Annotated in this window: 10 protein-coding genes; 9 read left to right on the forward strand and 1 reads right to left on the reverse strand. The window is 66.3% G+C overall.

Annotated elements, in window-relative coordinates; genetic code table 11:
- Positions 1-100 precede the first annotated feature (100 nt).
- A complete protein-coding gene (locus IAE24_RS29665; protein ID WP_012207799.1) occupies positions 101-607 on the forward strand; it encodes an LPS-assembly lipoprotein LptE in 507 nt (168 codons plus the stop codon).
- Between the two features lie 5 nt (positions 608-612).
- The gene (holA, locus tag IAE24_RS29670; RefSeq protein WP_012207798.1) at positions 613-1665 is read left to right on the forward strand and encodes a DNA polymerase III subunit delta; all 1053 of its coding nucleotides are present in this window, start codon (positions 613-615) and stop codon (positions 1663-1665) included.
- A 10-nt stretch (positions 1666-1675) separates the two neighbouring features.
- Here holA and IAE24_RS29675 read toward each other — a convergent pair whose 3' ends face one another.
- Complete coding sequence (locus IAE24_RS29675) at positions 1676-1978, reverse strand: hypothetical protein (RefSeq protein WP_013804767.1); 303 nt, start codon at positions 1976-1978, stop codon at positions 1676-1678.
- 189 nt (positions 1979-2167) lie between these two features.
- Here IAE24_RS29675 and IAE24_RS29680 point away from each other — a divergent pair, with 189 nt between their 5' ends.
- The 7 genes from IAE24_RS29680 to gshB all read left to right on the forward strand — a co-directional run bounded on the left by IAE24_RS29680 (position 2168) and on the right by gshB (position 12078).
- Positions 2168-3448 (forward strand): glutamate-5-semialdehyde dehydrogenase, encoded by a 1281-nt coding sequence (locus IAE24_RS29680; protein ID WP_012207797.1) that lies wholly within the window; start codon positions 2168-2170, stop codon positions 3446-3448.
- A gap of 89 nt (positions 3449-3537) precedes the next feature.
- Positions 3538-4995, forward strand: a complete 1458-nt coding sequence (gene trkA, locus IAE24_RS29685; protein WP_012207796.1) for a Trk system potassium transporter TrkA — start codon at positions 3538-3540, stop codon at positions 4993-4995.
- Positions 4996-5005: 10 nt separating this feature from the next.
- Positions 5006-6472: a TrkH family potassium uptake protein gene (locus IAE24_RS29690; RefSeq protein ID WP_013804766.1), complete on the forward strand. Its 1467-nt coding sequence runs from the start codon at positions 5006-5008 to the stop codon at positions 6470-6472.
- Between the two features lie 81 nt (positions 6473-6553).
- Positions 6554-7849, forward strand: a complete 1296-nt coding sequence (gene gshA / locus IAE24_RS29695) for a glutamate--cysteine ligase (RefSeq protein ID WP_012207794.1) — start codon at positions 6554-6556, stop codon at positions 7847-7849.
- A gap of 97 nt (positions 7850-7946) precedes the next feature.
- On the forward strand, positions 7947-9815 hold the full coding sequence (locus IAE24_RS29700; RefSeq protein ID WP_199958561.1) for a potassium transporter Kup: 1869 nt from the start codon (positions 7947-7949) through the stop codon (positions 9813-9815).
- 50 nt (positions 9816-9865) lie between these two features.
- Complete coding sequence (locus IAE24_RS29705; protein ID WP_199958559.1) at positions 9866-11047, forward strand: benzoate/H(+) symporter BenE family transporter; 1182 nt, start codon at positions 9866-9868, stop codon at positions 11045-11047.
- A gap of 80 nt (positions 11048-11127) precedes the next feature.
- Positions 11128-12078 carry a glutathione synthase gene (gene gshB / locus IAE24_RS29710; RefSeq protein ID WP_012207791.1) on the forward strand — a complete coding sequence of 317 codons (951 nt, stop codon included), beginning with the start codon at positions 11128-11130 and terminating at the stop codon, positions 12076-12078.
- The last annotated feature ends 312 nt before the right edge of the window (positions 12079-12390 follow it).

Genomic DNA, 12390 nt, shown 5'->3' on the forward strand with positions numbered 1-12390 from the left:
GCTTGCGCAGCCCACACAGGGGGTTTGGTGGGGGGGGGGGGGGGGGGGGGCCGCCCCCCCGGGGGGGGGGGGCCGGCCGGGCCCCCACAAGGAACCAAGCATGCAAAAACGTACCCTGCTCACCGCCCTGGCCCTGGCTCCGCTGCTGGGGGCCTGCGGCTTTCGCCTGCGGGGGGTGCCGACCTTCGTGTTCCGCTCGCTGTACATCCAGGCGGGCCGGGGCTCTCCGGTAGCGCGGGAGCTGTCGCGCAATCTGGCCAGTGCCAGCGACAAGCTGACCGTGCTGCGCGATCCGGCATCGCCCGACGATGCCGAAGCGATCTTCCAGATCGTCAGCGAGCGGCAGGAGCGGGTCATCGTCGGCATGAACGCGCTGGGCCAGGTGCGCGAGTTGCAGCTGCGCCTGCGCGTGCGCTTCAAGCTGCGCACGCCCAATGGCGACGAGCCGATTCCCGAGACCGAAATCCTGCAGCAGCGCGATGTGACGTACAACGAAACCAACGCGCTGTCCAAGGAAGCCGAGGAGGCCATGCTCTACAAGGACATGCGCACCGACATCGTGCAGCAGTTGCTGCGCCGCCTGGCCGCCGTCAAGAGCCTGACCTGAGCCCCATGCAGCTTGCCCTGAACCAGCTTGGCGGCCATCTGGCCAAGGGCCTGCGCCCGCTTTATGTGCTGCACGGCGACGAGCCGCTGCAGCAGCAGGAGGCGGCCGACGCCATCCGCGCCGCGGCGCGCGCGGCCGGCTATACCGAGCGCAGCAGCTATACCGTGGCCGGCGCGCATTTCGACTGGAGCGCCGTGCTGGCGGCCGGCGGCTCGCTGTCGCTGTTCGCCGACCGGCAGATCGTCGAGATCCGCATTCCCTCGGGCAAGCCCGGCAAGGACGGCGGCGCCGCGCTGCAGCAGATCGCCGAGTCCGCGCGGGGCAACGACAGCACGCTCACCCTGGTCCTGCTGCCGCGCCTGGACAAGGCCACCAAGACGGGGGCCTGGTTCAGCGCGCTGGAGGCCCAGGGCATGACGCTGCAGATCGATCCCATTGAGCGCGCCCAGTTGCCGGCCTGGATTGCCCAGCGGCTGGCGGCCCAGGGCCAGCGCGTCGCACCCGGCGAGGAAGGGCAGCGCACGCTGCAGTTCTTTGCCGACCGCGTCGAAGGCAACCTGCTGGCCGCGCACCAGGAAATCCAGAAGCTGGCGCTGTTGCATCCCGAGGGTGAACTGAGCCAGGCCCAGGTCGAGCAGGCCGTGCTCAATGTGGCGCGCTACGATGTGTTCAAGCTGTCGGAGGCCGTGCTGGGCGGGCAGCTGGCGCGCGTCTCGCGCATGCTCGATGGCCTGCAGGCCGAGGGCACGGCCGAGGTGCTGGTGCACTGGACCCTGGCCGAGGACATCCGCGCCATCTGCCGCGTGAGGGACGCCATGGCCGCAGGCCAGCCCCTGCCGATGGCGCTGCGCGCCCAGCGCATCTGGGGCGTCAAGGAACGCTTGTTCGAGCGCCTGCTGCCGCGCATCACCGACGCCCAGGCCGCGCGCCTGCTGCAATCGGCCCACGCGGTGGACGGCATCGTCAAGGGCTTGGCCTTCGAAGGCTGGCCGCGCGACGGCTGGCAGGCCCTGCGCCGCCTGGCCGTGGACCTGGCCCAGGCCGGCGCCAAGGGCTGACGTACCGTTCCTAGCGCGTCTTTTCCAACTGCGCCTGGGCCTTGGTGGCCCAGGTCTCAAGGTTGTCCAGCAGGTCCTTCTGGCTGAAGGAGCAGCTTTCCTCGCTGAACAGCGCGCTGGACTCCAGTCGGTCCAGCAGATTGAGCAGCACTTCGCCGTAGCGCGGCGGCAGGGCCTGCAGCAACTCCGATGAGGCCCTGGCCTGCTGTCCGAGCACGGCGGCCGACAGCTGCTGCTGTGCCAGTTGGGCGAAGCCGGCGTGCAGCTGGGCGAGCTGCTGGGCGGCGAGAAGAGTGTCGTGGCTGGTGGACATGGCGGGAAAACCTCTGCGTACTGGGCAGCAGTGTAGGGTGGCCGCGACATCCTGCCGGCCGCCGCAACGCGGGGTTTGCCCTCTGGCGGCCGTGCGCAGACGCACCCTGGCCGCATCGCAGCCGCATGTCGGCGCGGGGCATGCCCGGTCCCGGTGCGCAAATGGGCGCAACTCGGCGAGAATCTCGGAATGAACGCGCTCAATATCGTCGAATACACCCACAACCTGGGCGTTCAGGCCAAAGTGGCCTCCGCCCAGATGGCCCGAGCCTCGGCTGCCGTCAAAAGCCGCGCCCTGCTGGCGCTGGCGCGCCTGCTGCGGGAGAACGTGGAGCCGTTGCAGACCGACAACGCCCGTGACCTCGACCGCGCCGTGGCCAACGGCCTGTCCGCACCCATGGTGGACCGCCTGCGCCTGACGCCCAAGGTGCTTGAAACCTGTGCCCAGGGCTGCGAACAGCTGGCATCCATGGCCGACGTGATCGGCGAGATCATCGGCATGAAGCAAATGCCCAGCGGCATCCGCGTGGGCCAGATGCGCGTGCCGATCGGCGTGTTCGGCATGATCTACGAGAGCCGCCCCAACGTGACCATCGAGGCGGCCAGCCTCAGCATCAAGAGCGGCAACGCCTGCATCCTGCGCGGCGGCTCCGAGGCCATCGACTCCAACAAGGCACTGGCCGCACTCGTGGCCAGGGCGCTGGCCGAGGCCGGCCTGCCCGAGCACGGCGTGCAGCTGGTGCAGACCACGGACCGCGAGGCCGTGGGCCAGCTCATCGCCATGCCCGACTACGTGGACGTCATCATCCCGCGCGGCGGCAAGGGCCTGATCGAGCGCATCAGCCGCGAGGCCAAGGTGCCCGTCATCAAGCACCTGGACGGCAATTGCCACACCTATGTCGATGATCCCTGCGACATCGCCATGGCCGTCAAGGTGGCCGACAACGCCAAGACCAACAAGTACAGCCCCTGCAACGCCAGCGAGAGCCTGCTGGTGGCGCGCGGCGTGGCGGCCGAGTTCCTGCCGCAGATCGGTGCCATCTACGCCGCCAAGGGCGTGGAGATGCGCGGCTGCCCCGAATCGCTGGCCATCCTGAAGTCCGTGGCCGGTGCCCAACTGGCCGAGGCCACCGAGCAGGACTGGAGCGAGGAATACCTGGCGCCCATCATCAGCGTCAAGATCGTCGCGGGTGTGGACGAAGCCATCGCCCACATCAACCGCTACTCCAGCCACCACACGGATGCCATCCTCACGCGCGACCACATGCATGCCCAGCGCTTTCTGCGCGAGGTGGACTCGGCCAGCGTCATGGTCAATGCCAGCACGCGCTTTGCCGATGGCTTCGAGTACGGCCTGGGCGCGGAAATCGGCATCAGCACCGACAAGTTCCATGCGCGCGGTCCTGTGGGCATCGAAGGTCTCACCTCGCTCAAATACGTGGTGCTGGGTGAAGGCGAAGTCCGCACCTGACCGGACCTTGCTGCGCGCCGGCAGGCACCCTGCCGGGACGCCCCGCGCCGGGATGCCCCGCGCCGGCACCGCAGCACCGCAATGAACCCATGAAAATCATCATTCTTGGCGCCGGCCGTGTGGGCTACAGCGTGGCCGAAAGCCTGGTGTCCGAACGCAACGACATCACGGTGATCGACACCGATGCGCGTCGCCTGCGCGAGCTGGAGTCGCGCTTCGACCTGCGCGGCGTCGTGGGCAACGGTATCGATCCCCAGGTGCTGGCCGAGGCCGGAGCCAAGGACACGGACCTGCTGATCGCCTGCGCCGCGCTCGACGAAACCAACCTGGTGTGCTGCAAGCTGGCCCAGGTGCTGTTCGAGATTCCCACCCGCATCGCGCGCGTGCGCTCCTCGGGCTTTGGCGATGACGAGACGCTGCTGGGCAAGGAAGGCTTCGGCGTGGACCGCATCATCTGCCCCGAGGAGTCGCTGACCAACTACATCAGCAAGCTCATCGAGTTCCCCGAGGCCATGCAGGTGCGTGCCTTCGCGGGCGGACGCGCCGCGCTGGCCTCGGTGCGTGCGCGCGACGGCGCCCCCGCCGTTGGCAAGCACATCGGCGAGCTGCGCGACTGCATGCCCGAGCTGGCCATGCGCATCGTGGCCATCTACCGGCGTTTCCTGGAGGAGCCCGACCGCTTCGTGCGCTGCGACGGCAACACCCGCATCGAGCCCGGCGACGAGGTCTTCATCCTGGCCGCGCGCGAGCATGTGGCCGAGGTGCTGCGCGCCATCCACCAGCCCGCGGGCCGGCCTTCGCGCCCCGTCTACCGCATCATGATCGCCGGTGGCGACCAAGTCAGCCTGCGCCTGGCGCTGCAGCTGTCGCGCGTGCCGGGCCGCTTTCACATCAAGATCATCGAGCCCGACGAGCAGCGCTGCCAGGACCTGGCCTCGCTGCTGCCGGCCGAGGTGCTGGTGCTGCACGGCGATGCCACCGACGAGGACCTGCTGGCCGATGAAAGCGTGGAGGACGTGGACCTGTTCCTGGCCCTCACCGACGACGACGAGAACAACATCATGGCCAGCCTGCTGGGCAAGCGCATGGGCGCGCGGCGCGTGCTCTCGCTGATCACGCGGCGCGCCTATGCCGACCTGATGCACGGCACGCAGATCGACATTGCGCTGTCGCCGGCCCAGGCCATGCTCGGCGAGCTGCTGGCCTATGTGCGCCGCGGCGACGTGCAGGCCGTGCACAGCCTGCGCAGGGGCGTGGCCGAGGCGTTGGAGATCGTGGCGCGCGGCGACCGCAAGAGCTCGCGCGTGGTCGGCCGCAAGGTCGAGGACCTGCGCGTGCCCGAGGATGCGCACATCGGCCTCATCGTGCGCGGCATTCCCGAAGGCGTGCCGGCCGACGAGATCGCGGCCGGTGCCGAGCCCGAGGTCATCATCCCGCGCGGCAACACCGTGATCGAGAGCGGCGACCACGTGGTCTTCTTCCTGCCCCACAAGCGGCTGGTGCGGGACGTGGAAAACCTGTTCCGCGTCAGCGCCACCTTCTTCTGAGCCCATACCCATGCGCGACCTGTTCCCCGTCCTGCGCGTGCTTGGCATGCTCATGGTCATGTTCGCGCTGTCCATGCTGCTGCCCTTTGCCGTGTCCTGGTTTGCCGACGACGGCATCTGGCGCATCTACCCCTGGGCCATCGGCATCACGGCGGCGGCGGGGCTGTCGCTGTGGGTAGGCCTGGACCATTTCCGGCGTGAGCTGCAGCCGCGCCACGGCGTCATCCTCGTCACCCTGGTCTGGGTGGTGCTGCCGCTGTGCGCCATGCTGCCCCTGGTGCTGGGCCTGGGCCATGTGGGCCTGAGCATCAGCTTCACCCACGCCTATTTCGAGGCCGTCTCGGGCCTGACGACGACGGGCGCCACCGTGCTCACGGGGCTGGACGCATTGCCTGTGTCCATCAACGTCTGGCGCACCTTCCTGCAATGGCTGGGCGGCATGGGCATCCTGATCCTGGCCGTGGCCATCCTGCCGCTGCTGGGCGTGGGCGGTGCCCAGCTGTTCCGCGCCGAGGCCGCCGGCCCCATCAAGGACACCAAGCTGACGCCGCGCATGACCGAGACCGCCAAGGGCCTGTGGGGCGTCTACGGCGTGTTCTCGCTGGCCTGTGCACTGGCCTTCTGGGCCGCGGGCATGGAGCCGCTGGATGCGCTGATGCACATGTTCGCCACGGTGAGTCTGGGCGGCCTGTCCTCGCACGACGCCAGCTTCGCCTACTTCGACTCGCCGCTGATCGAGCTGATCGCCCTGGTCTTCATGCTGCTGGCCAGTTGCAACTTCGCGCTGTACTTCGTGGCCATGCGCAAGGGCCGCTGGGACGGCTTCTGGCGCGACCCCGAAATGCGCGCCACGCTGGCCGTGCTGCTGGGCGGCGGGCTCATCGTCGCGCTGCTGCTGTGGGCCAAGGGCGTGTACGGGCCTGTCGAGGCGCTGCGCTATGGCATCTTCCACGTGGTCTCGGTGGCCACGACCACGGGCTTCACCACCGTCGACTACCTGAGCTGGCCCGTCTTCGCGCCCGTGCTCATGCTGCTGCTGTCTGGCGTGGCCACCAGCGCGGGCTCCACGGGTGGCGGCATCAAGATGGTGCGCATGCTCATCCTGCTCAAGCAGGCGCGGCGCGAGCTCACGCGGCTCGTGCACCCGCGCGCCATGCAGCCCGTGCGGCTGGGCAACGGCGTGGTGGACGACCGCATGATCTTCTCGGTGCTGGCCTTCATGCTGGTCTATGGCGCCACCGTGATCACGCTCAGCATGGTGCTGCTGCTCACCGACCTGGACCCGGTGACCGCCTTTTCCGCCGTGCTGGCCAGCGTGCACTGCATGGGGCCGGGCCTGGGCGCGCTGGGCCCGTCCTCCAACTATGCTGTGCTCACCGACTTCCAGACCTGGATCTGCACCCTGGCCATGCTGCTGGGGCGCCTGGAAATCCTCAGCTTCATGGCGCTGCTTTCCCCGGCTTTCTGGCGCCGATGATGCCGAAGTGACTAGGGAAAACACTTAGACCATGGTCCAATCTCTACAATTGCCCCCCACCGCCGTACCCAGAGGGTCTTTATGGTTCCACATCTCATCACGGCCCTGACAGGCCCGATCAACGAGCTTGAGCAGCGCATCCTCGACTCCATGCCGGCGATCGAGCGCTGGTTCCGGCTCGAATGGATGGAACACACGCCGCCTTTCTATTGCTCGGTGGACATCCGCAACGCCGGCTTCAAGCTCGCGCCCGTGGATACCAACCTGTTTCCTGGCGGCTGGAACAACCTGACCGACGAAATGCTGCCGCTGGCCGTGCAGGCGGCCATGGCGGCGATCGAGAAGATCTGTCCCGAAGCGCGCAACCTGCTCATCATTCCCGAGAACCACACGCGCAACACCCATTACCTGGCCAACGTGGTGCAGCTCAAGCGCATCTTCAACATGGCCGGTCTGAATGTGCGCATCGGCTCCATCAGCCCCGATGTGAAGAAGACCACCACCGTCACCCTGCCGCATGGCGACACGGTGACGCTGGAGCCGGTGATCCGCAGCAAGCGCCGCATCGGCCTCAAGGATTTCGATCCCTGCACCATCTTGCTCAACAACGACCTGTCCTCCGGCGTGCCGGGCATCGTCGAGGAGCTGTACGAACAATACCTGCTGCCGCCCCTGCATGCAGGCTGGAGCGTGCGCCGCAAGAGCCGTCATTTCCAGAGCTACGAGGAAGTGGCCAAGCGCTTCGGCAAGCTGCTGGGCATCGATCCCTGGCTGATCAACCCGCTGTTCGGGCGCAGCGAAGGCATCGACTTCGCCAATGGCGTGGGCATGGAAGGCCTGGCCGAGCAGGTCGATGTGCTGCTGGCCAAGGTGCGCCGCAAGTACAAGGAATACGGCATCAAGGAAAAGCCGTTTGCCATCGTCAAGGCCGACAACGGCACCTATGGCATGGGCGTGATGACCGTGCGCGACGCCAAGGAACTGGCCGAGCTGCCGCGCAAGAGCCGCAACAAGATGGGCATGATCAAGGACGGCCAGACCGTGCACGACGTGATCATCCAGGAGGGCGTGCTCACCCAGGAGCGCATGAACAACGCCGTGGCCGAGCCCGTGGTCTACATGATGGACCGCTACGTGGTCGGCGGCTTCTACCGCATGCATCCCGAGCGCGATGTGGACGAAAACCTCAACGCGCCCGGTGCCGGCTTCGTGCCGCTGGCCTTCCAGCACAGCACCCAGCTGCCCCAGATCGGCGCCCGCCCGGGTGCCAGCATGCCCAATCGCTTCTACATGTACGGCGTGGTGGCCCGGGTCGCCATGCTGGCGGCCAGCTATGAGCTGGAGGCGACCAACCCCAACGCGGAAATCTACGACTGATCGGGGTGCTGTCCGATGCGCTCGTCATCAGGACAGCGGACAATGCCGGCATTTCAATTGACTGAAGCCATCTCCCCACGGGATGGCGCATAGACCTGTGCAGAAAACCAAATCTTCGTTGGCCGCGCTCACCCTGGGCGCCATCGGCGTGGTCTATGGCGATATCGGCACCAGCGTGCTGTATTCGGTCAAGGAGGTGTTCGGCTCCGGCCATGTGCCGTTCACGCAGGAGAACATCTACGGCGTCCTGTCGCTGCTGTTCTGGACGCTGACGGTCATCGTCTCGCTCAAATACGTGGTCCTGGTGCTGCGCGCCGACAACAACGGCGAAGGCGGCCTGGTCGCCATGCTGGCCCTGGCCTCGCAGACCGTCAAGGACAAGCCACGCCTGCGCAGCGTGCTGCTGCTCATCGGCATCTTCGGCACCTCGCTGTTCTATGGCGACGGCGTGATCACGCCGGCCATCTCCGTGCTTTCGGCCGTCGAGGGCCTGGAGGTGGTGTCCCCGCACTTCACCAAGGCGGTGATCCCGCTGACCCTGGTCATCCTGTTCCTGCTGTTCTGGTTCCAGAAGCATGGCACGGCAGGGATAGGGCGCTTCTTCGGCCCCATCACCCTGGTCTGGTTCGCCACCATCGCCGCGCTGGGCATACACCAGATCGCCGGCCATCCGGAAATCCTGGCCGCCATCAGCCCGCACTTCGCGGTGCGCTTCATCTGGGACAACCCTGGCACCAGCTTCATCATCCTGGGCGCCGTCGTGCTGTGCGTGACCGGGGCGGAGGCGCTCTACGCCGACCTGGGCCACTTCGGCAAGAAGCCCATTCGCCTGGCCTGGTTCTCCGTGGCCATGCCTGCCCTCACGCTCAATTACTTCGGCCAGGGTGCGCTGCTGCTGGCCAACCCGGCCGCCGTGAAGAATCCCTTCTACATGATGGCCCCGGCCTGGGCCCTGCTGCCCCTGGTGCTGATGGCCACCATGGCCACGGTCATCGCTTCGCAGGCCCTGATCACGGGCGCCTTCAGCGTCACGCGCCAGGTCATACAGCTGGGCTATCTGCCGCGCCTGGAAGTGCGCCACACCAGCGTGCGCGAGGCCGGCCAGATCTACATGCCCCTGGTCAACTGGAGCCTGTTCGTGGCCATCGCGCTGGCCGTGGTGCTGTTCCGCTCCAGCGGCAACCTGGCGGCCGCCTACGGCATTGCGGTGACGCTGGACATGCTGATCACCACCACGCTGACCTTCTTCGTGATCCGCTACCGCTGGAACTATCCGCTGGCCCTGTGCATTGCCGCCACCGGCTTCTTCTTTCTGGTGGACCTGGCCTTCTTCTCGTCCAACCTGCTCAAGCTGTTCGATGGCGGCTGGTTCCCGCTGCTGATCGGCGGCACGGTGTTCTCGCTGATGATGACCTGGCGCAAGGGCCGCGAGCTGCTGCACCAAAAGCTGCAGGCCGATGCCATCGACCTCAAGAGCTTCCTCGAATCGGTCTGGCGCCATCCCCCGGCGCGGGTGCCGGGCACGGCCGTCTTCCTGTCCGGCGAGCCTGGCACCGTGCCCAACGCCCTGCTGCACAACCTCAAGCACAACAAGGTGCTGCACAGCCAGAACATCTTCGTCACGGTGCGCAACCACGAAATTCCCTGGGTGGGCCTGGACAAGCGTACCGAGATCGAGGCCCTGGGCAGCGACTGCTGGCAGGTCATCATCAACTACGGCTTCAAGAACGAACCCGACGTGCCGGCGGCGCTGTCCCTGTTGCGCCCCCGGGGTTGCCAGCTCGACGTCATGGAGACCAGCTACTTCCTGTCGCGCGATGTCATCATCCCGCGCATCAGCCACCGCATGGCGCCCTGGCGCGAAAAGCTGTTCGCCCAGATGCACCGCAACGCCAGCCGTGTCTCCGACTTCCTGCACCTGCCCAGCAACTCCGTGGTGGAGCTGGGCTCCAAGATCGAGCTGTAGGCGTCGCCCGCGCATCGCACGATCCGCGACTGTGGTGACAGAATCGCGCGATGCGCTTTCTCCGTGACTTGAGTCCCTCCGCCTTTGCGGCCGGCTTCGTGGCCGTGCTCGTGGGCTTCACCAGCTCGGTGGCCCTGGTCTTCCAGGCCGCCCAGGCCTTCCATGCCACACCCGAGCAGATCACCTCCTGGGTCTGGGCGCTGGGGCTGGGCATGGGCCTGTGCTCCTTGCTGCCCTCGCTGATACTGCGCATGCCCGTCATGGTCGCCTGGTCCACACCAGGCGCTGCCGTGCTGGCCACGGCGGGGCTTGCCGGAGGCTTTTCCATGGGCGAGGCCGTCGGCGCCTTCATCATCAGCGCGGGGCTGATCATCCTGGTGGGTGCCACAGGCTGGTTCGAGCGCGTCATGAACCGCATCCCCATGGAAATCGCTGCCGCCCTCCTGGCTGGCGTACTTGCCAACTTCGGCATGCAGGCCTTTGCCGCCGCCAGGCACGCGCTGCCCCTGGTGCTGGTCATGCTGCTGACCTATCTGCTGTCGCGCCGCCTGGCGCCGCGCTATGCGGTCATCGCCACGCTGGCGGTCTCCATCGCCTGGGTGGCGCTCACCGGCCAGATGCAATGGTCTGCCGTGCATGCAGGCCTTGCCTGGCCGGTCTTCACCATGCCCGAGTTCTCCGTGCCGGCCCTGGTGAGCCTGGCCTTGCCCCTGTTCGTCGTCACCATGGCCTCGCAGAACCTGCCCGGCGTGGCCGTCATCCGCGCCACGGGCTACAACCTGCCCATCTCCCGCATCATCAGCATGACCGGCATCGCCACCCTGGTGCTGGCCCCCTTTGGCGGATATGCGCTCAACCTCAGCGCCATCACCGCCGCCATCTGCATGGGGCCGGAGGCCCATGAGGACAAATCACGCCGCTATACGGCGGCGGCCGTCTGCGGCTTCTTCTATATAGTCATCGGCATCTTCGGCGCCGTGGTCACAGGGCTGCTCACCGCCTTCCCCAGGGAACTGGTGGTCTGCATTGCGGGGCTGGCCCTGCTGGGCTCCATCGGCAGCGGCCTGGCCACGGCCCTGCAGGGAGAGGAGCACCGGGAGGCGGCGCTGATCACCTTCCTGGTCACGCTCAGCGGCGTGGTGATAGCCGGAGTCGGCTCGGCGTTTTGGGGCGTGGTCGCAGGCAGCCTGGCGCTATTTGTGCAACATTACCGACGTGCACGGGCCAGCTGACATGCGGCCCAGGCCCGGGCACCCCCTTTTGCTTCCTATATATAGGCGAGGCACGGGCCGCCGCCTTCCGCACACAAGCCATGCAAATCCTCTTCGTTGCCGATCCGCTCGAATCGTTCCAGACCTACAAGGACACCACCTTCGCCATGATGAGGGAGGCACAGCGGCGCGGCCACTCCATCGTGGCCTGTGAACCCAGGCAGCTTTCCTGGCAGCGTGGCGGCAAGGTCGTCGCTCATGTGCGGCACATCCAGCTCACGGGGGATGCGCAGCAGTGGTTCGAGACAACCCAGGAGGGGCTGGCTGAACTGGCAGGCTTTGACGCCATCCTCATGCGCAAGGACCCGCCCTTCGATTCCGAATACTTCTATTCCACGCACCTGCTCGAACAGGCCGAGCGTGAAGGCGCCAAGGTCTTCAACAAGCCCAGGGCGCTGCGGGACCATCCGGAAAAGCTGGCCATCCTCGAATTCCCGCAATTCATCGGCCCCACCCTGGTCACCCGCAGTGCACAGGACATCCGTGCCTTCCATGAAGAGCACCAGGACATCATCCTCAAGCCGCTGGACGGCATGGGCGGCATGGGCATCTTCCGGGTCGGCGCCGATGGCCGCAACCTGGGCAGCATCATCGAAACCCTGAACCAGGGCGGTGCCAGCAGCGTCATGGTGCAGAAGTTCCTGCCTGAGATCACCCAGGGCGACAAGCGTGTGCTCGTCATCGGAGGCAAGCCGGTCCCCTACTGCCTGGCACGCATTCCCCAGGGCAACGAAGTGCGTGGCAACCTGGCAGCGGGCGGCAAGGGCGTGGCCCAGCCGCTGAGCGAGCACGACAAGGCCATGGCCGAGGAGATCGGTCCCATCCTCATGGAGCGTGGACTGCTGCTGGCAGGCGTCGATGTCATCGGGCAATGCATCACCGAGATCAATGTGACCAGCCCCACCTGCTTCCAGGAGATCTACGACCAGACCGGCTGTGACGTGGCCAGCCTCTTCGTCGATGCCCTGGAACAGGCTCTGGCGACGGCCTGAAAAAATCCTGGCGGATGACGCCAGTCATCCGCCAGGATTGGTGCTAGAATTGCGCCCCTGCACTCGATGACATGCAAATGTCTGAAAAGTGAAGCTTCCAGGGTTTTGCAAGAACGTCAAAAAACGTGCTACAATGCAAGGCTCTGCTGAAGAGAAGCGATGCAGATCGCTGGTGTTGAAAAGATCGAAGAAATTTGATTGCAACGACGCTAAAAACTGTGCTAGAATTCAAGGCTTCGCTGATCGCAGCGAGTCGGAAGTAAAGAAGAAATTCTCTGCTTCGATCCTTAAAAATATACAGCCGATAAGCGT

Origin of the sequence: Delftia sp. S65 (assembly GCF_016516495.1) — a bacterium.
Taxonomy (GTDB): domain Bacteria; phylum Pseudomonadota; class Gammaproteobacteria; order Burkholderiales; family Burkholderiaceae_C; genus Comamonas; species Comamonas acidovorans.